This window comes from Aquisalibacillus elongatus (genome assembly GCF_003843875.1).
Taxonomy (GTDB): domain Bacteria; phylum Bacillota; class Bacilli; order Bacillales; family Alkalibacillaceae; genus Aquisalibacillus; species Aquisalibacillus elongatus.
Genome location: NZ_RKRF01000007.1, coordinates 554,807 through 576,715, shown reverse-complemented (window position 1 = coordinate 576,715; position 21,909 = coordinate 554,807). Strand labels below are relative to the sequence as shown.

General features: G+C 35.3%; 25 protein-coding genes. 8 read left to right on the top strand and 17 right to left on the bottom strand.

The features are described from left to right. Nucleotides 1-3: 3 nt before the first annotated feature. From EDC24_RS03665 to EDC24_RS03655, 3 genes are all read right to left on the bottom strand, one after another. Nucleotides 4-1,518, bottom strand: a complete 1,515-nt coding sequence (locus EDC24_RS03665) for an MBL fold metallo-hydrolase (protein ID WP_245997956.1) — start codon at nt 1,516-1,518, stop codon at nt 4-6. A gap of 110 nt (nt 1,519-1,628) precedes the next feature. After that, on the bottom strand, nt 1,629-2,063 hold the full coding sequence (locus EDC24_RS03660; protein ID WP_245997955.1) for a hypothetical protein: 435 nt from the start codon (nt 2,061-2,063) through the stop codon (nt 1,629-1,631). Between the two features lie 52 nt (nt 2,064-2,115). Then, entirely contained in the window at nt 2,116-3,150 is a 1,035-nt protein-coding gene (locus EDC24_RS03655) for a DUF3231 family protein (RefSeq protein WP_124219824.1), read from the bottom strand. A gap of 105 nt (nt 3,151-3,255) precedes the next feature. On the opposite strand from EDC24_RS03655, the gene EDC24_RS03650 reads away from it, so the two are divergent. The 4 genes from EDC24_RS03650 to EDC24_RS03635 all read left to right on the top strand — a co-directional run bounded on the left by EDC24_RS03650 (nt 3,256) and on the right by EDC24_RS03635 (nt 5,995). Then, nucleotides 3,256-4,647: a sodium/glutamate symporter gene (locus tag EDC24_RS03650; RefSeq protein ID WP_124219822.1), complete on the top strand. Its 1,392-nt coding sequence runs from the start codon at nt 3,256-3,258 to the stop codon at nt 4,645-4,647. Between the two features lie 146 nt (nt 4,648-4,793). Then, nucleotides 4,794-5,054, top strand: coding sequence for a DUF1292 domain-containing protein (locus tag EDC24_RS03645; RefSeq protein ID WP_124219820.1), 261 nt, complete (start codon nt 4,794-4,796; stop codon nt 5,052-5,054). 12 nt (nt 5,055-5,066) lie between these two features. Then, complete coding sequence (locus tag EDC24_RS03640; RefSeq protein WP_124219819.1) at nt 5,067-5,486, top strand: hypothetical protein; 420 nt, start codon at nt 5,067-5,069, stop codon at nt 5,484-5,486. A 53-nt stretch (nt 5,487-5,539) separates the two neighbouring features. Further along, on the top strand, nt 5,540-5,995 hold the full coding sequence (locus EDC24_RS03635; RefSeq protein WP_124219817.1) for a YndM family protein: 456 nt from the start codon (nt 5,540-5,542) through the stop codon (nt 5,993-5,995). Nucleotides 5,996-6,033: 38 nt separating this feature from the next. Here the strand turns inward: EDC24_RS03635 and EDC24_RS03630 are convergent, their stop codons facing one another. The 13 genes from EDC24_RS03630 to EDC24_RS03570 all read right to left on the bottom strand — a co-directional run bounded on the left by EDC24_RS03630 (nt 6,034) and on the right by EDC24_RS03570 (nt 16,805). Further along, on the bottom strand, nt 6,034-6,405 hold the full coding sequence (locus EDC24_RS03630; protein WP_245997974.1) for a DUF1360 domain-containing protein: 372 nt from the start codon (nt 6,403-6,405) through the stop codon (nt 6,034-6,036). Between the two features lie 101 nt (nt 6,406-6,506). Further along, on the bottom strand, nt 6,507-7,658 hold the full coding sequence (locus tag EDC24_RS03625) for a D-alanyl-D-alanine carboxypeptidase family protein (RefSeq protein WP_245997954.1): 1,152 nt from the start codon (nt 7,656-7,658) through the stop codon (nt 6,507-6,509). 136 nt (nt 7,659-7,794) lie between these two features. Further along, on the bottom strand, nt 7,795-8,004 hold the full coding sequence (locus EDC24_RS03620) for a CDGSH iron-sulfur domain-containing protein (RefSeq protein ID WP_124219813.1): 210 nt from the start codon (nt 8,002-8,004) through the stop codon (nt 7,795-7,797). 94 nt (nt 8,005-8,098) lie between these two features. Continuing rightward, nucleotides 8,099-9,025 (bottom strand): type II secretion system F family protein, encoded by a 927-nt coding sequence (locus EDC24_RS03615; protein WP_124219812.1) that lies wholly within the window; start codon nt 9,023-9,025, stop codon nt 8,099-8,101. A 2-nt stretch (nt 9,026-9,027) separates the two neighbouring features. Next, entirely contained in the window at nt 9,028-10,002 is a 975-nt protein-coding gene (locus tag EDC24_RS03610; RefSeq protein ID WP_211342332.1) for a type II secretion system F family protein, read from the bottom strand. Beyond that, nucleotides 9,989-11,344, bottom strand: a complete 1,356-nt coding sequence (locus EDC24_RS03605) for a TadA family conjugal transfer-associated ATPase (protein ID WP_124219809.1) — start codon at nt 11,342-11,344, stop codon at nt 9,989-9,991. Before EDC24_RS03605 ends, EDC24_RS03610 begins: the two co-directional genes overlap by 14 nt. Before the next feature lie 15 nt (nt 11,345-11,359). Next, nucleotides 11,360-12,499: a CpaE/TadZ family protein gene (locus EDC24_RS03600; RefSeq protein WP_124219807.1), complete on the bottom strand. Its 1,140-nt coding sequence runs from the start codon at nt 12,497-12,499 to the stop codon at nt 11,360-11,362. Next, complete coding sequence (gene cpaB / locus EDC24_RS03595; protein ID WP_124219805.1) at nt 12,499-13,134, bottom strand: Flp pilus assembly protein CpaB; 636 nt, start codon at nt 13,132-13,134, stop codon at nt 12,499-12,501. The genes EDC24_RS03600 and cpaB overlap by 1 nt, the downstream gene beginning before the upstream one ends. 34 nt (nt 13,135-13,168) lie before the next feature. Further along, complete coding sequence (locus EDC24_RS03590) at nt 13,169-14,218, bottom strand: pilus assembly protein TadG-related protein (protein WP_124219803.1); 1,050 nt, start codon at nt 14,216-14,218, stop codon at nt 13,169-13,171. 1 nt (nt 14,219) lies between these two features. Then, nucleotides 14,220-14,651: a TadE/TadG family type IV pilus assembly protein gene (locus tag EDC24_RS03585; RefSeq protein ID WP_124219801.1), complete on the bottom strand. Its 432-nt coding sequence runs from the start codon at nt 14,649-14,651 to the stop codon at nt 14,220-14,222. Continuing rightward, complete coding sequence (locus tag EDC24_RS03580) at nt 14,651-15,151, bottom strand: A24 family peptidase (RefSeq protein WP_124219799.1); 501 nt, start codon at nt 15,149-15,151, stop codon at nt 14,651-14,653. Before EDC24_RS03580 ends, EDC24_RS03585 begins: the two co-directional genes overlap by 1 nt. Before the next feature lie 64 nt (nt 15,152-15,215). After that, the gene (locus EDC24_RS03575) at nt 15,216-15,392 is read right to left on the bottom strand and encodes a Flp family type IVb pilin (RefSeq protein ID WP_124219798.1); all 177 of its coding nucleotides are present in this window, start codon (nt 15,390-15,392) and stop codon (nt 15,216-15,218) included. Nucleotides 15,393-15,905: 513 nt separating this feature from the next. Further along, on the bottom strand, nt 15,906-16,805 hold the full coding sequence (locus EDC24_RS03570) for a DMT family transporter (protein WP_124219796.1): 900 nt from the start codon (nt 16,803-16,805) through the stop codon (nt 15,906-15,908). A gap of 82 nt (nt 16,806-16,887) precedes the next feature. On the opposite strand from EDC24_RS03570, the gene EDC24_RS03565 reads away from it, so the two are divergent. From EDC24_RS03565 to EDC24_RS03550, 4 genes are all read left to right on the top strand, one after another. After that, on the top strand, nt 16,888-17,919 hold the full coding sequence (locus EDC24_RS03565; RefSeq protein ID WP_124219794.1) for a potassium channel family protein: 1,032 nt from the start codon (nt 16,888-16,890) through the stop codon (nt 17,917-17,919). 85 nt (nt 17,920-18,004) lie between these two features. After that, the gene (locus EDC24_RS03560) at nt 18,005-18,379 is read left to right on the top strand and encodes a carboxymuconolactone decarboxylase family protein (protein WP_245997953.1); all 375 of its coding nucleotides are present in this window, start codon (nt 18,005-18,007) and stop codon (nt 18,377-18,379) included. Between the two features lie 61 nt (nt 18,380-18,440). Further along, a complete protein-coding gene (locus EDC24_RS03555; RefSeq protein WP_124219792.1) occupies nt 18,441-19,343 on the top strand; it encodes a superoxide dismutase in 903 nt (300 codons plus the stop codon). 129 nt (nt 19,344-19,472) lie between these two features. Continuing rightward, nucleotides 19,473-20,399 (top strand): glycerophosphodiester phosphodiesterase family protein, encoded by a 927-nt coding sequence (locus tag EDC24_RS03550; protein WP_124219791.1) that lies wholly within the window; start codon nt 19,473-19,475, stop codon nt 20,397-20,399. Nucleotides 20,400-20,405: 6 nt separating this feature from the next. Here EDC24_RS03550 and EDC24_RS03545 read toward each other — a convergent pair whose 3' ends face one another. Beyond that, nucleotides 20,406-21,860, bottom strand: a complete 1,455-nt coding sequence (locus EDC24_RS03545) for an alkaline phosphatase family protein (protein WP_124219789.1) — start codon at nt 21,858-21,860, stop codon at nt 20,406-20,408. Nucleotides 21,861-21,909 lie beyond the last annotated feature (49 nt).

Below are 21,909 nucleotides of genomic sequence, written 5' to 3'. Positions count from 1 at the left end.
CTTTTATTTCGCACAAGCTACTCCTTGTGATTTAATATCGTCGATTCGTGAAGGTCCAATACCGTTAATAGCTGTTAATGAATCTACGCTATCAAAAGGTCTTAAACTTATTAAGTCCTCTGCTCTACTATCTCCTATATGAATGATTTTTTGTAGATTTTCTTTAGAGGCTGAATTTATATCTACACAAGTTTGATTGGTGTTTGTAGAATCCTTTTCTTCAGTATTTTGTTCTTCAGTACTAGTATCTTCTTGATTGTTTGTTTCTTGATTTTCATCATGAGTTGTTGTTTGATTAGATTCTTGACTTGCAGTAATATTGCCATTTTGATTAGTTGCAACAGAATAATCTGAACCATTTGTTGTAACAATAACAGTTCCATGTACATCAGTTCCATAGAGGTCAATCTCTGCGTTCTTTACTCTATTTATGACTTCATTATGTGGGTGACCGTAACTGTTATCAGATCCTGCTGAATATATAGCCACCTCTGGATCTATGGCTGATAAAAAACTAGATGAATTCGATGTACTAGAGCCATGGTGGCCTAATTGTAAAATATCGGCACTTAAACCTCCTCTACTTACCATTTTAGATTCGCCTGATGCCTCCACATCGCCTGAGAAAAAGAAAGATGTCTCGCCATAAGTCATTTTAGCCGAAATGGAATCATCATTTTTATCTCCTGTTAGGCTAGCTGGGTGATAGACATCAACCTCTAATGATCCGATTTCATATTCTTCACCAGCTCTTGGTTCATGATAATCCGTATCGCTCGTTTCAATAGCTGTTAATACACGCTCAAACGTCTGACTTGATGCTGAATTCCCCGTAAGCCATACTTCATCTACTTCAAATTGATTAACGACTTGATCCATCTGACCGATATGATCCGCATGATTATGAGTTCCAATTACTAAATCAATTTCTTGAACGTCTTGATTATTTAAATAATGAACGACATTCTGTCCATTCCAGTCCCCAGAATCAATTAATACATTGTAATCTTCGCCTTCATGTGAGTAATCAAATAACGTTGCATCAGCTTGTCCTGAATTGATGTAGTGAACTTCTAAATTCGAATTTGGTTCACTACTAGAATTCTGTTTTTCCTGCTTTTCGTTTTTGTCATTCTCACTTGACGCTTGATTTTGGTCGGTATTATCTTGTTCAACTGATGTTTCCTCTTCTTTATCAGAATCCTCTTTTTCTGTTTCATTCTCTACTTTTTTATGATCGTCTCTTTCATCCTTGGAAGGTATAGATTCCTCATTTTTGGTTTTCTGTTCCTCTTTGTGTTCTTCTTTAGATTCCACCTGTGAAGGTTCATTTGATGATGCTTCATCTTCTGCAGGTTCTACTAAAGCCCCACCAATCAACATAGCTATAATCATGGTAGGTAATATGTATTTTATAACGTGTTTTCTAGATTTCATTTTAATCATAGTAGGTTTAATTAAACCAATTATTGAAGCTATAAAAGATAATATAAACATAAAAATAAATAAATCGGCCATCTTTAATCATTCCCCTCTTCCACTTAATTCGAAAGTATATTTTATAAGAGTTAGTGACTTATTGTAAATATGAACACATAAAAAAGTGAGTTTCTATATTAACTTGAAACTCACTGTGAATCATAATATTCATGCATTCGAATAGCAACTCCTCTTAACCCAATCCCGACTATAAATCCAATTATAGCAAATAATAAAGGCAAAAATACAGGACCTAACAAAAATCCTAAAACAGTAAGTTTTGATGAAAAAATCAACCCCACTGTAATAAAATAGGCTGATACTACAAATGGAAAGTAATACAAGAACCCTACCTCTCCCCTTGCATCTTTAAACCCATCCCATAATGAATACATATATATACAAGGAAAAAACATCAACCATTGGTAATCAGCGATTAAAATTGCTTGCTCAATTTTCCAATTAAAGGAATGAAAAATAACCTGATTTAGTTTCGATTTCATATTAACAATAATTACTAAAATAACTAAAGCTATCCCTTTGATGATTTGACCATTTAGTAACTGCCCAAAACCTGGGAACACGATATTCCATAATAATGCTTCACTTCTATTAGAGCGTTTTCCCATACCATGCCTATTTAAACCCTGGAGAATACTTAGCTAATTTTTCACGGTCTGCACAAGTTGGCGGTTCTTCTAACCAACCATTTTCAATCATCATATTCAGACCTTTATTGGAGTATTTCGCTATACCAGCAGAAAGTGTCGCAAATTGAGAATGGATATCGTGTCTTAATACTTTCGAAATCGCTAAGCCATAGTTTTGAATTCCAATTCCATTAGCTATGAAAGTATGGTATAAAATTAATTTATCCGAAAATGGTGAAACGGTTGAATCTGTAATGTGAGTGTCTAACAACATAGGTGTTGGTAGGTTTTCTTTCATTAACATTTCACCCAATTGATTGATTTGTTTTTCAGCTAACTGAACTCCATCCTGACAATAATCTCTAATCTTTTCAGATGAAGCCACTTGGCTAAAACCTAACATCAATGCTTTTCCTAATGTATTCGTATTGATATTAACTTGTAAGTGTTTAATTTCAATTGCTGTAAGTGGTCTTTTTTTTCCAGCGATAAAAGATGTAAATGAATCTTTTTCTACAAAATCTACCTTACTTGGATATGGAACTTCAGGGAACGTTACATCCATTCCTTTTTCCAATAATAAATGTAAAGTCTGTTTATATTGTTCAGTGGATTCATGGATACAGTTTTCGAAATATTCTAGTATATCTTCTCTGCTTGAAGACGAAAGCCCACCAGAATAAGTAGTTAATACAGCTCGTGACATTTCCATAATATAAAAAAGCATAAACATATCTGAATATAACTTTGGGGCATCTAATCTAACATCTTGATCTCCAAATCCTACCGGAATCGGGATATTTTCTTTTTCAAATAATTCCCTCAAAAATTGAATGTGTCCCTCTGAAATCTGAAGGGCTCTCTCAATATTTTCTTTTATTTGTGCATCCTCGACGACCTCTAATTGGTGTTTAAAAACACAAATATATAGGGTATCACCTAAGTAGTTAGCAAATAACTCACCTAATTCAGCTGAAGTGAGTGATTTGTTTTGTTGATGTTCTTTTAAGTTGTTTTCCATTTTAGACCACCTTCTTAAGTTTCTTTTAATGATTAGTATTTATTATTAAGGATAAAATTATGAATATAAACTTGTGAGTTAGAAAAAGTGGCAAGGAGTGAGATGATGACACCAAATCAAATAGGTTTTGCATTAATATACTTAGGTTTATTTTTATTACTTGGTAAATGGTTAAGAGTTAAAATAAAATGGATCCAAAATTTATTTTTACCTTCCTCTGTTATAGCAGGGTTTATTGGGTTATTACTTGGTCCACAAATATTAGGCGCTATTTTTAATGGTGAAGGTTTTTGGAGTACAGGCCTTATGACACCAGAAGTTATTGAAGTTTGGCGGACTCTCCCTGGATTACTTATTAATGTGGTGTTCGCGACGTTATTTTTAGGTACAATCTTACCTAACTTAAGAAAAGTATGGCATATAGGTGGGCCTCAATTAGCCTTTGGTTGGACGTTAGGTTGGGGACAATATGTTGTCGGTATATTATTAACGTTATTAATTCTAACACCTATATTTGATTTGCCTCCAATGGTCGGAGCTTTAATTGAGGTAGGATTTGAAGGTGGACACGGTACCGCAGCAGGTCTACAAGGAACCTTTGAAGAAATGGAGTTTTCGGAAGCTTATGATTTAGCTGTTGGTTTAGCTACAATTGGTATTTTATCTGGAGTCCTCATAGGGATATTTATGATCAATTGGGCTATAAGAAAACAGAAAACAGAAGTTTTAAACGACACAGATGATACTTCAGCTAACAAGAAATCAGGCATCATTGAATTTGAAAACCGTGAGCCAGCGGCGAGTATGACCGTTCGACCTGAATCGATTGAGCCATTATCATTACACTTAGCAGTAATTGCTGTTGCCATCATGGTAGGATATTTAGTATTGCAATTACTTGTCTATCTTGAATCAATTATTATTGGTACAGAGCTCATGACGTATGTCCCGTTATTCCCCCTTGCTATGATTGGTGGTATTATTGTACAACTTTTCTTTACCAAAATCGGTTATTCAGATATTTTAGATAGACGTATGGTGATGAGGATTCAGGGGTTATCATTAGATATATTAATTTTATCTGCAATTGCAACAGTATCGCTAAATGTTATTGGTGAGTATTTAGTGCCGTTTTTAATCCTTGCTGCAGCAGGTATATTGTGGAATGTCATTGGGTTCTTTGTGCTGGCACCAAAAATGATTACATCCTATTGGGTTGAACGTGCTATCGGTGATTTTGGTCAGTCAATGGGTATTACAGCGACGGGATTATTATTAATGCGTGTGGCAGATCCAAAAGCTGAATCTCCTTCATTTGAAGGTTTTGGTTATAAACAATTAGTCTTTGAACCATTTTTAGGTGGTGGATTAGTAACAGCCTTATCTATACCGTTAATTTTCCAATTTGGTCCGATTCCGTTTTTGATTTTATCAGTCCTTATGTTGTTGTTAGGTCTTGGTTTTGGAATTTTATATTTCGGAAAAAAGAAATCATGAAATTAAATGCCGGTGGAGTGCACTACCATCGGCATTTTTTTATTGATTACTAATAATCAATCAAACGTTTGATTGATTATTTACACTCATATTTCATCGTTAAAAACAAAGACTATTGATAATTGGAATTTATGGGAGGAATAATAATGGATGAACATAAAGACAGAATCACAGTCCAAAATGACACAGGAGAAGAACGAGACTTAATCGTCGAAGCATTATTTGATATAGAAAAAGATTCTTATGCTTTATTGAAAGATGAAAATGAAACGTTTTTAATGCGTGTAGAACAAAATGGTGACGAACAAGCATTGGTTCCAATTGAAGACCCAGTTGTAAGAGATTCTATTTTAGATGCATATGAAATTGCTTTAGAAGCAACACCAGGAGATAATGAAGATTTTTAATTGAGGTGTTACATGTCAATACTAATTTTCCTATTTAGTTTAATGCTAAACCCTATAAATATGGATGGTGAGCAGGAGTTAAAAGTTGAAGTTTTTGATATTCAAAACGAAGAAGTTGTTAAAACAGTCCCGCACTCTAGCGATATTCAACAAGAAGCTGAAATTATTTTAAATAACATCGACGATCTTTATAAAGGGATTAGCCCAATTCCTGAGAATGGATTTATGGTCAAAATACCATTAAGACCAAACATTGAACTAAATAACGATTGGCTAAATACCACTGTCGATACCATAATTGTTATATTTCCAGAGAATGAAAAACCGTACGTCTTAACTTTCGATGAACAAGACAAACCCTATGTTTTCTGGTTTCAGGCTGATACGGAACCTTTATTACAATATATCGAATATGAACAGCAACAGAACTGAAGGTATAACCTTAAGCCTTTCACCTCATAATAAGGTTGAAAGGAGGAATTTATTTGAATCACTTCAAACTCATGATGATTAAACTGATTTCTTGTTTTGTCCTTCTATATTTGATTCTTGGTCTTGGATATGACGTGGCTTTTGGTAATGTTTTATTAATCAGCTTAGTCTTAACGTTAATTTCCTATATAGGAGATGCCTTTATATTACCAAGAACCAATAATACCATTGCAACAGCATCGGATTTTGTCTTAGCATATGTCGTTATTTATTTCATGCTCGATATGTTAACTTACGGTGGCGATTTATTTATGGCAAGTCTGATCTCTGCTGCTGGTGTTACTATATTTGAGTATTTTTACCACAAATATGTGCAGTCAGAGTATGATGAACATGTTGAGCATGAACATCATGGCACTGATCAATACCAACTTCAAACTGAGTTTTCTGAAGAACTCGAGCCAGATGAAATTGAATATGACCCAAAAATTGAAGACGATGATATTTAAAAATGAACCAGAACGTTGAATCAACAGCGTTCTGGTTATTAATTTGATGAACTCTTTAAGAAGTCCACTAACTTTACTCCAACACCGACAAAAGTCTCCAATATAGCTTGTGCACCAGCTATTGAGAATATAAATATGATTGGTAGTGCAATTTGAGGTATGTATAAGTACCCTAACGCCATAAAAATCGCGCTCCAAACGCCTGCACACCAGTAACAATTAAGCAAATATCCAAATTTAGACGTCGGGATTTCCTTATGCTTTAAATGACCATCATCATCTTGATAAGTTTTATCTTTTAGAAAAGGTTTGCGAATGAATTCAGTAATCTTATCGAACACAATCAAATGCGTAAATCTGTAACTGGCTAATATAATCATAATGTACGTTAGCCAATGGATCTCTTCAATCATACCTGCACCCTTTCAACATCATGATAATCATAATTTGTCAAAGTTGATTCATTTCATACATTTACTAAAATAAAAAGGTGCCCATTATGATGAGCACCTTACCTAAAGAAGTGTCTTCTTCGACGTCTTTTACGAATCCATTTGTAAATAAAGAATTTAAATACCAGTATAGCTAGTGCCAATAATCCCCATGCCACAACGCTATTAGATTTCGTTTCATGGTCAACGTATTCATCACGTTCCTTGTCTTCATCTACTTCAATATTGGTTAAAGAATGTTTGACAATCGTTTGATCATTTTCATTTTTAATGAGTAAATTACCTTGATTGTCAAAGTCTTTTTCCCAATTCAGGGCTTTTTCAGCTGTAAATTGAAAATCGGATTCTAATATATACTCCGAATTCGCTTCATCGTATATGACATCTGAAGCTGCTACAGTATAGGTCTGATAATTTTCAAATCCATAATCCAATAAATTTTCAGTTTCCTCATAAGCCAATTCAGCTGATGGCGATTTCATCGTAACAGCTATTAAATCAATATGTTCGCGCGAAGCTGTTGTGACTAAGGTGAAACCCGCTTGACTAACAAAACCATTCTTAACACCCGTAACATCATCCCGTTGTCTCACTAATTGATGATGATTATAAAGGGTTGTCTCCCACTTTTCGCCATCCCAAGGCATAGATTTAATACCAGCAATCTCTCTAAAAGTCTCGTTATTCATCGCATATTGTGTAATAAGCGCCATATCTGTTGCCGTTGTTGTATGATTTGAGTCATATAAACCATGAGGATTCTCAAAATGACTGTTTTTCACACCAATTTCCTCTTTAACAAAACGATTCATTCGATTTGTGAATGCATCAACGCTACCATCCATGTGTTCAGCAATAGCAACTCCGGCATCGTTCCCGGAATTAATTAGTAAGCCTTTAACTAGTTTGTCCAGCTTCACTTTTTCTCCTTCTTCTAAGAAAACCCGAGTCCCAGGTGTGTTGCGTGCATCCTCGCTAACGGTGACAGTATCCTCTAAGTTCCCCTCTTCAATCGCAACGATAGCGGTGATGATTTTAGTAATACTAGCAGGATACATGGTTTGCTCACTATTTTTGTCATATAAAACTTCGCCTGTTTGTGCATCTATTAAAATCGCAGAATCACTATTAACGATATTAATGTTTTCTGCTGATATATGGTTAGGTATTAGTAATATTAACGTAAAGATGATTGTGAATAGCAGTTTCATGGTCATGTTCCCTTCTACGTTATTAAGCTGAACCTAAGTATAAAATATATATTTTAAAAATCGCAATAGAATACGTTAATATGTAATTAAATCTTAAAAAAAGAGCCAATAATAAACATTGGCTCTTTTTGAGGATTTATTCAGTTGCTCGAGTGACAGATTCAAATTCCTCTCTTTTATGAGATCCATCACAGAATGGTTTGTTTTGAGAATGCCCACAACGACACAAAGAGAAAGCAGGTTTTGTTTCGTACTGATTCCCTTCCGCATCTAATAGTTCAATATCACCTTTTACTAAAATAGATCCATTGTCTCGTACTTGAATAATCGGTTTTTCACTCACCAAAAACTCTCCCCTCTTTTATTTTTTATGTTCATATTACCATGACATCATATATTATGCTATAAACATCAAAAAATCCAATGCACAAAACATTGGATTAATTAAATAGCGTCGTCATAATTTGGATTAATACAGGACCCATTAAGACGATGAATAATAACGGAAATATACAAAATACCATTGGAATTAACATCTTAACCGGCGCTTTCATTGATTTTTCTCTAGCGCTTTGAAGCTGCGTTTCACGTATTCTTTCCGTCTGAACACGAATCACTTTAGACATCCCAACGCCCAGGCGATCTGCTTGAATTAATGCTCGAATAACAGATTGAAAATGATCTGACGGTATCCGATCTCTTAGGTCGGCAAATGATTCTAAACGTGATTTCCCTAAATTCATATCTTCAATCGTTGCCAAAAATTCTTCAGATAATGGACCTGAAAGCTTATGACTTACCTCCATGACTGATGAGTCTAGCCCCATTCCCGCTTCTACTGATAAATTTAACATATCGAAATAATCTGGCATCATCTTTTCAATCTCTTTAATTCGTTTTTTAATTCGAGTATTAAGGTTGGCCATTGGGTACACTGCACCTATTAATCCTGCAGCAAGACAAAATAAAAACACTTGAGCTTTGTTTTCTGTTATCGGGAAAAACAAAACGAATAAGAGCACAAATAATCCTACACCCAATGCCAATTGTAATAACCTAAAGTCAACAGCATTTAATTGATAAGGACGTCCCGCTTCTTGCAACTTTTTATCTAATGACTTAATGCTATGTAAAGACATCCGATCTGTAATCATAGACCTTAGACGGTCGATAGCTTTAGTTAACCACTGACTTCTTTTTTTATTCTGTTCTTTCCCTCGATTATCTTTAGGTGAAAACGAATTATCGAAATGCTCATAGATTCTTCTTTCAATATTAAGATCTTTTTTTAATGTGACATGAAATATTCCCGCTATAACTAATGTTACAAATAAAAATGTAGACAACATAAATATTATAGTACCCATTATTACACCTCAATTTGCACGATTCTGCGAATAATGATCCAACCTAGTACAAAGAAAATGGCACCAAAAAAGAGCATAATCCAACCGACGAAATGTGTGAATAATGGATCAAAGAATGTCGGGTGAATAATATTAATGATTAAGGCTAATCCGATGGGTAAGAGTGATATAATCCAAGTGGAAATTCTTCCTTGAGCCGTTAATGTTTTGACCTCTTCTTTAACTCTCAATCTTCCATTGATAGTATCCCTTAACGTTTCTAACAATACAGCTAGGTTACCGCCAGAAGTACGTTGGATGAGTATAGAAGAAATCACCATTTCTAAATCTTTATTTGGTAGCCTTTCTAATAATCGGTCAAAAGCTACTTCGTATGACACGCCTAAATTAATTTCTTTAATCGTTGCTTCAAATTCTGGCCCAATTGGATCAGGCATTTCTCGCGCCACCATTTGCATTGCCTGCATAAAACTAAATCCAGCTCGCATCGCATTGGCCATCGTACCTAAAGAAGCAGCAAGTTGCGTGACACTTCGATCCAAACGACGTTTTGTTTTAATTTTTATATACACATGAGTTAACCAAAACCAAACGATTAGGATAGAAGCTATCGCGATCCAAATGTTATAACTCAACATCAATAGCGTAAATATGATAATCGTAACCAACCCACGTATCGCCATAAATTCATTAACTTTAAGCTTAATTCCAGCTAAGATCAGTTTTTTCTCCCATTTACGGTTGAACAGTTGCCAAGGAAGGTATTCTCCAAGTTTTTTTACGAATTCATTTAACATAGCTTTTTGTTCCTGCTCAGGTTTTTGCTTTAAATTTGGAAAATAATCTTCTAAGCGATTGTGGATTCTTTTCTTTTTCCCAAACATCATAAATCCAATAACAATAAACAAAGTGAAGAATAACAGAAATAAGATACCTATAATTAATAGATTTACCATATCCACATTACCACGCTCCACGGAACAGACTTGGTGGCAATTTGTAACCGTACACTTCTAATTGGTCGGCACAACGTGGACGTATACCAGTGGATTCAAAGACACCTTGTATTTTTCCAGATTGACTAACACCTGTTTGTTTGAAAACGAAAATATCTTGCAACACAATCGTTCCTTCTTCCATCCCTAATACTTCCGTAATATGAGTTACCCGACGAGTACCGTCTTTCATCCTTGATTGATGGATAATAAGGTCTAATGCTCCTGCGATTTGTTCTCGAACAGCTTTAATAGGCAAATCCATTCCTGCCATAAGAACCATTGTCTCCAAACGGGATAACATATCACGAGGCGTGTTCGCGTGAATGGTCGTTAAGGAACCATCGTGACCAGTATTTAGAGCCTGCAACATATCTAAAGCTTCAGCACTACGAACTTCACCAATTACTAAACGATCTGGTCTCATACGTAATGAGTTTCGAACAAGGTCTCGGATTTTAATCTCACCTTTACCTTCCACATTAGGTGGTCTTGATTCAAGAGAAATGATATGGTCCTGGTGTAGTTTTAATTCTGCTGCGTCTTCAATGGTAATAATACGGTCATTATTTTGAATGAAGGATGATAAGACATTCAACGTAGTCGTTTTACCTGAACCTGTTCCTCCACTAACTAAAATATTCATATATGACCTCACGCAGGCTTTAATAAACTCAGACATATCCTCATTTAATGTTCCGAATTGAATTAAATCTTCAATTTTAAATGGGTCCTTCGAGAATTTACGAATGGTAAGCGTCGGGCCATTTAATGCAAGTGGCGGAATAATTGCATTCACACGAGAACCATCAGATAATCTCGCATCTACCATTGGATTACTTTCATCAATTCGACGTCCTATAGGTGTTACAATGCGCTCAATAACATTAATGATGTGTTGATTATCCTTAAAATGAGCATTCGTTCTAAAAATCTTGCCGTTCTTCTCGATATATACCTGATTCGGACCGTTTACCATGACCTCATTGATGTCTGGATTATTAATGAAAGGTGTAATTGGACCGAGCCCCACTAAGTCATTCGTAACGGAGCGAATTAACTCTTTTTTAGATTCAAATGTTAATCTTGTACCCTCTTTTTCAATAAATGGTTCTGATAGTTCTTTAATTTTGGCTTCCATTTCTTCTTGATTGAGGTTAGGGTAATTCTTAAGTTCCTCGATTACATAATCACGAAGTGCTCGTTCTACTTTTAATTCGTTTTGTGAGCGTGTTTCTTCTTTTAATAACGTATGGGTTCGCTCTTTAACTTCAGTCTGGTATGGCTGTGTCGCTTCATTTTGCATACGTTTCATTAGAGACATAAGCATTCCCTCTCCCTAAACTTTACTTAACTTTCGTTTTTTCTTTTCCTTTGGTAACTGAACTAGTTTGCTAGCTAAGGAATAAATAGATTTTGAAACTTGAGCTCTAGGGGTTGATATAACGACTGGATTTCCTTCATTAACAGCCGTTATGACGTTCTTTTCATCGTTTGGAATTTGCTCAAATGACTCCTGTTCTAAAATTTGCTGCACGATATCTGGATTAATTCCTTTTATTTTAGACTTCTTATTGATGACCACTTTGACGGGTTTCTTAAGATGGATGGATTCTAATGTTTCTAAATATAGCTTGCTATTTTTTAAGGTAGGTAGATCCATAGAGGTGACTAATATAATTTCATCAGAATGTTCTAAGGCAACGATATCCGTCTCTACTAAAGAAGGTGGTGTATCAATGACGACCCAATCATATTCTTTTTTTAACCGTTCAATGACCGATTCAATATGACCGCCATGGATGGCTTCGCTAAATTCAGGTCTAATGGGTGAGCACATGATATCGACACCAGATGAATGGGATGTCATATAACTTTTTATTGGTGATGAAGGGCTCGCTTCTTTCGTCCATTCGTACAATGTTTTACGAGGTTTGAGGTCGAAAAATAAACCGACGTCGCCAAACTGTAAATCTAAATCTAGAATCGCAACTTTAAGGTCTTTTTTAGCCATTGCAACAGCTAAGTTACTCGTAATGGTTGTTTTACCAACCCCGCCCTTGGTGCTACAAATGGTTACGACCTTACCATCTTTTTCGACCTGTTCTGCTTGGCCTCGCTTAGACTGTTGAGCTTCAATCATCTCACTAACAGTGTTGATGACATCTGGGTATGCAGTAGGTAGCTCTATGACATCAACAGCACCACTACGCATAACTTTTTTTAGATTGATTTTCTCACGCGGTAAGCACAGTATGGGAAGTATTAACGGATGATTGACCAATAACTCCTTGCACATATGGTACACATCATGATTTTCACTGTGTGTTAAAAATACGATGGCTTGGTCTTCTTCTTTTAATCGATCAGACAAATCTGTTAAATGATCAAACCATTCCAGTTCCTGTCCTTTTTCAATTGCAACTTTTTCAAAGATTAATAGATCATAATCTTGCGAACCCATTCCAAACATATGCATTATCTAAACACTCCTTCGTGAAGCTCATCTTCATGAACATGAGTACGATCTTCGTAAACCTCATTATCATCTTCGCCTCTAAGCATTAAGTACAGATTCCACTTAGTTGCAAAACCTAAGTGCAACCCTTCATTTGGATCAACTTCTAATGTAACCATTCGGTAGTTTCTAGCCTCTTCTTTTGAATGAATAGCATGTCCGATCGCCAGCACCCGAACATTTTGAAGAAGTAATGTCGCCGCATTATGCTGATTAGGATCAATATCTTCTTCTGCAGCCTCTTCATCACTCGGGGCATTCATAATTGTTACCAAATCAACAAAATCCCCCGGCTCAATAAAACCCGACACACCCTCAACTTCACTCACTTCAATAGAAATCGCTCGTTTCCCATCTTCAATTTCTAGCATTTCATTCTTTTCAGTTGTCTCAGATTTTACCTCTTCATCACTTTCTTCTTCTGAATCATTCGTTTGTTCATCATCATCATCTGCTTCCTCTTCTTGATTGATCTGATTTGTATCCTGCGTCTGGGGTTGCTCAGCCTCATCCTGAGTAAAAAGTAAAAAATATAATGATAGCGAAGCCATGAGGCCGAAAACCACAGCCCAGATCCATATTTTTTTAGATTTCATTTAAACATCTCCCAAACTTACTTTATCTATTCATTTATTTTTTATCTGGATCGACAAGTCTAACCACTCTTACCCCAGTATCTTCAGCGCAAGTTTCTAAATCACCGTAACAAGTACCGTCCTCTGTAATGATCGTCCCTGATTCACCAACTGTTAACGTATCTAAAAACTTACCTACAACTTCTTTCTCATTACCATCTTTTTCAATTCGATCCAACCAAAAAGCTGCTATACCTGTGATTGTTACTAAATCTTTACCATTTGCGTCTTCAAAAGTTTCTACTATTGGCACAAATATGACACGATTACAATCGTAATGTGCTGTTTCATAGTCATTGCATTCATCATCGCCCTCATCCATTTCAATTAAATCTTGAACAGCATCACGTAGTGGTCCCCAACTCAAGCCTGTATTTGTATATTCTTTATCTTCACCAACTGATACTTCTCCGCCCTCGATTATGGCATCATATCTTGGGTTAACACCTACATCAATATAACCAAAATTCCCGCTCTCATTACCTGGGCTAATTATCAATGAGTATTCCTCTTCCCTTTCAAAATCATCATCGACTATAGATATTGGTGATATTTGCTTGCTTCCAGTAATAAATGCAAATTCAACCATTGCAGAAGCATAAACATCTGCTTCATCAAAATTTATTACTTTCGCAAAAGTTAAATCTTTGTTTCTAGTAACCTCACCTAATAGATGTTGTTCAGTCAATGTCAAAGTAATTACATAATCAGTTCCATCTACATTGGATTCGAAAATCCTTTCTCCCTCTTCGCCTGTTCTACTAGTAAATGAAAGCTCTCCGCCATCTTCAGGAACTCCATTTTCTTTCAACATTCGTTTGAACTCTGATAAAACAGCATCATCATCTTCGTCATAGTGATATGCACTGGATAGTACAGAAGCATCTACGGCTTTTTGTAAATTACTCTTTTCTGCATATAAGCGACCACCATCAATGACTAGTGCAGTAAAACCTAATAATACAACTAAAGAAATGACAACAAATATTAAGGTTCCGCCTCTTTCATCACTCGATAAAATGCGTTTCAAATTACTAATAATCATTTTATTCCACCCTCATTTGTGTAGAAGAATTTAAAGATAGTGTATCTTCATCCAAAGCACTACCGATTAAGGCCAATAATGGAGTAAAATATTTATAATCATAATCAATGATGACTTCTACATATTTAACAGTGTCTTCGGTTTCATCATAAACGTCGCCATCACTGTTCACATATTGAATCGTTACATATTCATCTATATTTGAACCTTCGGGAAGCAACCCAACTAATGAGTCTTCAACGACACTTTTGATGTCCGCATCATCACTCCCAAGGCTTCCTGCTCTGGCTCCCTCTCTGCTGGAGTGCTCCATTGTTAATTTCGAATAAAAAGCATACCCAAAATCAACTATTCCAAAAACTAATATAACTAATACTGTAAATGTAATAGCCAGTTCTACAGTACCTTGACCTTTTTCAGATTTAAGCATCATTAGAATCCTCCCCAGATCATCATAGAAAATGTCCCTATGACAATCGGAACACCATATGGTATTGTGAACCTCTCTTTCGGTTCAGAACTTGTAATATCAGTTTTTTCGCGGTAAAGCACAGTAAATAGAATACTTTTAAAAAAGAAGCCTAAACGACCATTTTTCATAATAATAATAAACGAAATAAGTCCACCTATAACTGCTGAGATGAGAAATGCATATATAGTGAATTTTGCACCCATTACAGCGCCAATTGCTCCTAGTAACTTGACATCACCAGCACCAACTCCACCGAGAAAAAATGGTATAAACAAAAGTAAGATTCCAATAATAATTCCAGTTGTACTGAACAATAAACCTTCTAGCCCATTAGCAACCGAGTGATAAGTAATTCCTGAAACAATTACTACAAATGTTATGTAATTTGGAATCTTTCTAAATTTTATGTCCAAATAAAAGCTAGCTAGTAATCCTGAAATTAATATTATATTTATAATCATTTGAATAAGCTCCTTATTTCAGAAAATGATCCCGCAGTTTAACGGAATCATTTTCTGAAAAACATTATGAGTTAATATTTACAAGTTCATCCTTTACAGTTGTAAACATTGTCTTTAATTCGCCCCCCATTGTTGCTAAGACCGTAATTACTACTACTGAAATCAAACCAATAATCAACCCATACTCCACCATACCTTGACCTTCTTCCTCAACAACTAAGGCTTTAAAACGTTCTAACATTTCTCAATCTCCTCCTAATTTTTATTGGATCGACGGGTTTTCTGAAGTTAGTTTATAACTTATGTAGTGTCGATCGCATTATTAAATAGTATTAACTAGTATTAAAATTAAGTAGTAGATTTTATGATTATAATAAAACAGTTATTTAATACTAGTCTTTAATTCCTAACACGTGCACGTGTCGTTCGATATATCGAATTACAATTATAGTATATTTGTTTTTGTTCTATATATAAAACATTTAATTAGTTTAAATATTCTTAATAAAGAACAAAAAGTGCTGGTTTTCCACCCTAAGCTTTTTTTCTCTTACTTTTTTAAAGTTTTCCATTAATTCTCTCTAATTTTCTAAATATTTAGTCACTTTTTCTATTTAATTCGTCAGGGATTCAACCTTTTATACTATAATCTTTAATAGTTTTACCATTTGTTCTTTATTTAGAATTATAGTTTTATGAAGTTACATTGAGATTGTCGAATAGTACCAATTTTCATAAGAAAACCTCGTATGTTTTACGTCATACGAGGTTTTTTCGACTTGGTCGAGATTATAATTCCTATTAATATGAGTGTTGATCCTATAAATATACTCCAGGTGATCGTTTCCTCTATTAAAATCCATCCTAGTAGTAAGCCAAACACTGGGACTAATAGAGTTGAGATAGTCGCTGTGACCATATCGATTAAGTTGAGTATGTAAAACCATACAGTAAAGCAAAATGCTGATGCTAATACGCCTGTAAATATTACTAGATAAATGCTATAAGGTGTGAATTCAATCGGTTGGCCACCTTCCATTATAAAGGTAACTAACATAATCCCTAATGTTCCAAAGCCCATTTGATAAGCGCTAGTTTGCATCTGATTTAATTGTGATAGGTGTTTACGATAATAGACGTTCGATGCTCCCCAGCCGATTGCTGAAATTATAATTAATGCTTCACCTAAGATCACGCCTGGGTTTTGATTGAACCATATATCCCAACCTAAAATCGTTAGTAACCCCATTAGACCTAAGGCTAGTCCGATCACTTTTGGTTTTGTTACCTTTTCATTTAGAAATAATACAGCTAAGATCGTGCTCCAAATCGGCATCGAGTATAACAAGACTGATGATTTTCCTGCTTCTACAAACTTCAGACCATACATAACTAATAGGAACATAAGTGCCGTTTGTAGTGAACCGACAACAAGCAAATGCTTATATGCCCATTTAGGTGGACGCGAGATTTTCAAAAACCATAAGATAATAAACATCGTGATGGTTCCAATTGAGAAGCGGAAGGCTGAAAATGTAAAGGGTCCCATATATTGAAGCCCTTCTTTCATTAAAACCCACGCATAACCCCATATTAAAGTTACTAATAAGATGATGACTGGAATGCTCCATTTATGTTGCTTAAAAAAGTTCATTGAGATCTCCCTTTAGTTGACTATGCATTTCTTTACTATAATTGTATAATAAATTCATGAAATTTTATAAGAGGATGATGCTATGTTTTTCCAATTGTTACGTCGAAAAATACATAAAGTAGATAACAAAATTCTTTATACCGTATTATTAATCATCTTTATATTCCTTTCGTCATGGATCATTCACGCAATTGAACCCGAAACGTTTGATTCTTACTTCACAGCTTTATGGTGGATGATGACTACTGTTACAACGGTTGGATATGGTGATATTTCACCAACGTCATTAGCTGGCCAACTTTATGCGATGACGGCGGTTTACATCGTTGGAATTGGCCTAATGGGTGTTGTTATTGGTTATATCTTCGATGCGATTCAAGAATACCGTAAAAATAAGGAGGAAGGTAAATTGGCATATAAAGATTCTAAGCACTACATTATCATTAATTATACAAAGCGTTCAAAAGAAACTATTTGGGAGTTATTAAATTTACAGGAAGATCAAGATATTGTCTTAATCGATGAGTCACTCGATCAAACACCAATTCGTCATGATCGTGTCCATTTCGTATCAGGGAATCCAGCAAATGCAAATACCTTACATCAAGCGAATATTAAAGAATCTCAAGCAGTTTTAATTTTTGCATCAGATGATGTGAAAAACTATTCATTAGCAGATGGCCAAACACTCTTAATTACAACAACCATTGAAGGACTTGGGAATGATGAAGGCTTTGAAGTCTATACGATCGCAGAAATTTTATATGATCAACATATTTCAGCCTTTAAGCATTCTGATGTTGATGAATTTATCACCCCGAATCAAACAAGTGCTCATTTGATTGCTAAAAGCGCGACTTATAAAGGTACTAGTGAAATGTTTAGACAGCTGACCTCCACTAATTATGGTCATGATATTTATTCCATTAAAAAACACCCTTCATGGGAGACGTATCGAGACGCACATATTGGATTATTAGAATACGGAGCAACATTGTTAGCTGAAGGTGAACAGTTAGGGCTAGCTAAAAAAGCAGATAAAACCATTCCTGAGGGTGCCAACCTTTTGGTGATTTGTGATGAAGACACTTACGAAAAAATCTCTAATTTATAATTTTTTTCAAAAATTTCCTTGTATAGTCATGCCGTTTTTAAAGACCCTAATGATGTAGGAAAACTTAGGAAATGGAGTGACAATCATGGAAGAAAATATGGAACATCACGATAATTTCTTTGATCAATCGATTTTAGATTACAAAGAAGGATTAAACCATTTAAAAGAAAAATTACCGAAAGTAACTGAAGGATATTTTGATTTTACAGAGTCTTGTTTTGAAGAAGGGGCATTGGATCAAAAAACAAAACAACTTCTAGCCCTAGCCATCAGCATTTATGCTCAAGATGAATATTGTATCATCTATCATTCAAAAGGAGCTGCTGAGCATCAGGCAACTGAAGATGAAATTATGGAAACTGTTGCAGTTACAGCGGCTCTTGGTGGCGGAGCTGCAATGGCTCAAGGCGTTTCGTTGACCATGGATTCCTATCATCACTATGCAAATCAACAGCATTAGTTATCCCAATTTCCTGTGGCATTCATACAATACTATGACGAATGCTACAGGAGGTTTTTTTATGTCCAAAGTTTCCTTAGAACAATTTCTATTCGAAATGGAAAAATGGGTCTCTCATTTAAAAGATGAATGGAAAAAGACGCAACCTAATCAAATTAAGTCTGAATTGAGTCAAAGTTTTGGCCAAGGTTTAGACAAATTAATGAAAGATGTTCAGTATTTTAAAGATCATCAAGAAAAATTTACAGCCGATCAAGCTGAATTGTTAAAAAGTAATGCTCATCTTTTAGTCCAAGAATGGCAGCAACTATTCAAAAAACGTGAACAATCTAATAACGGCATTGGTATTGGTCAACACACACTCCCTCCTCTTCCCTACGATTATGATGCGTTAGAACCTTATATTAGTGAACGGATCATGACGTTACACCATGACAAACACCACCAAAGTTATGTTGATGGTTTAAATAAAGCTGAAAAGGAAATGGAAAAATCCCGCAAAAATAATGATTATAAATTAATTAAACATTGGGAGCGTGAAGCGGCATTTAATGGAGCTGGTCATTACTTACACACAATTTTTTGGAATATTATGAGCCCTAACGGTGGTGGTAAACCTAGTGGTGATTTAATAAGAGCAATAGAACAACGCTTTGGTAACTTTAATGCGTTTAAAAAGCATTTCTCAGAAGCGGCAAAAAATGTAGAAGGATCAGGTTGGGCGATCTTAGTCTATTCCCCAAGATCACATCATCTAGAAATATTACAAGCTGAAAAACACCAAAACTTAACTCAATGGGATGTGATTCCTTTACTTGTATTAGATGTATGGGAACACGCTTATTATCTACAGTACGAAAATAATCGGGCAAAATACGTTGAGGAATGGTGGAATGTGGTTAACTGGGATGAGGTATCAAATCGTTATCAAAAAGCTAAACAACTAAAATGGGAAGCGTATTAATATATTTCTACTAGCTATAAAGCTAGTAGTTTACATAATGTAAATATCGTTAATCTACTAATCTTTTAACCTTTATTTCCCCATCATTTGATATAATGAATGGGATGTAACTTATTTGGGGGAATCATGTTGAGTCAAAAAAATAAATCTAATCGAGAAAAATTAATTCATCGTTCATCTATCACTTTAGGTATACTGGGCGCGATTTATGTTGTATTAAATTTAATACCAATTCATTCAGTTGATGTAAAACCATTTTACCAAAACTTAGACCGTCCTTTGGTCATTGCTCACCAAGGCGGTGAACATCTTGCACCATCTAGCACCATGCCCGCTTTTCAAAATGCCGTTAATCTTGGTGTGGATGTTCTAGAAACAGATATACATATTTCAAAAGATGGCCATCTTGTTGCCATCCATGACGATACGGTTAATCGTACGACAGATGGAACCGGGGCTGTCAATGACTTAACGTTAGATGAACTTAAAGAACTTGATGCGGGCTACTATTTTGAAAAGGATGGTGAGCATCCTTATCGTGGTCAAGGTATAGAGCTAGTCACCGTAGAGGAATTATTTGAGAAGTTTCCGGATCAACGCTTTTTAATTGAAATTAAAGATACCAACCCTTATGAACGAATGGACGAGATTTCAAAACGGTTGAATGAGTTAATTGAAACCCATCAGCTAGTTGATCAAGTTACCATTGCATCATTTGACCACAACATTATAGAAACCTTTAAAAAGCATGCTAATCCTGATATTGCTGTTTCTGGCGGCGAACAGGAAGTCCGAAAATTTGTAATCACTCATAAATTTCATTTAAAAAATTTATATAAACCGTCTGTCGATTCCATGCAACTGCCTCTAGAGGCCAGCGGTTATGACCTTACAACTTATGATTTACTCGATAGCGCAGAGCGGATGGGATTACAAATCCACTATTGGACGATTAATGACCAGGACGACATGGAAACACTCATTAATCGTGGTGCTCATGGTATTGTGACTGATCGACCTGATTTGATGTTAGAGCTTCTTGATGAAGAGGAATAAGCATGCTTATTCCTCTTGTTTAATTAACTGATTTAATAAATAAGTTTTCATATCGACTAAGCGGTTATGTTCTGGTTGTAGATCTGTCCCTGTAATAATGCACGGTATTAGCGATTCTTGTTCATGCAAAGAGCCATGACAAGCACCTCCAATATGAATAGGCGTCTTCTGTGCCAAAAACTCACAACCCGGTTTGGCATTTACAATTAGAAACCTTCCTTTATGTGAATGCAAAGCACCATGTAACCTTGCAAGTGCATCTGGGAAACTGTTATAAGAAATGGCTTGATTTTCAACTTTTAAATTTAAAAGATCCAACTCACCTTCTATATCCCAGCTTTGATTATATTGATCTTGATACTGTTTACCTGGAGAAAATGATAACTTTCCGTTATTCAACCCAGATATAATGTGATTTCTTCCTTTCTCTTTCCACGCAATGACATCGATACGCGAATCTGATTGCAGTTTTTTAGCCACATCAATTAGTGGAATGTTGTCATCTAATACGTATACATAAGCCATTCGTTGATTGACTGATAATAATAGTTCATCACTCGCCTTAATGTTCTTTTTAATATTATATATTTGATATCCCTTGAGAACTTTTCTTAAATTAATTTCAACATCGTTAAAGTTCCAACCAGTTGCCGATTGTCCATTGTCTCCAATCACGATCCATGTACATTGATTTATTGCTTCTTCATAGCTGCCAAACATCTTCAATGTTTTATCAAGTTCTTGATCAATTCGTTGAATTCCCTTCAAATCAAATGGACCTAAATTGTGAACCCTTATATCCATATCTTGAAATATACAAAAAGTAAAAGCAGGAATCTGATGGTGCTTTATTAATGCACGCAATTCACGTCCAGCAAGCTTTCTATTTCCACCAATCATAAAAGGAGCGATACTTTGTTTTCGTATGCTTGAAAATGCCCCTAATGAAAAATATGTTGGTGTTTTAAATAGAAAGGTTTGGTCTAATTTCGTCATCATCTTTAAAACTCTAGGTAGTTCCAAACGTTGTTCTTTATTGCCACGATAGACAAAAGAGTTAATAACACCACTATCTAAACCATGAAGAGCTAAGTCTTCAAAAATAGTTGACACATTAGGGCTTAAATCATCAATATTTAACCTCTCAAACATTTGACGTACAGATTTAGAAAAGCCTACTGTCATTGTTTCTCGTAGTCCTGTTCCATAGTTGACCATCATCTGGTTTTCAACATCAAACCAATTGAGGGCTGGAACTCGGTGTTGATCGGTATAAGTGCCGGTAAGTAGTGTACTATCAATTGTGACAGACATCGTAGGAAATGAACTGACCATGTTTTCTATAAAGTGACCTTGTTCCATTAAAAATTTTAAAGCTGGTGCTCTGCCAGTTTGAACAGCCATTTTTAATGGTTCTGTCATTAAACTATCTATATTAATTAACATGATGGGCTTCGTCATAAAATCCCTCTCTCACACTACAGTCATTTTTAATGTTTCCCATGGAATA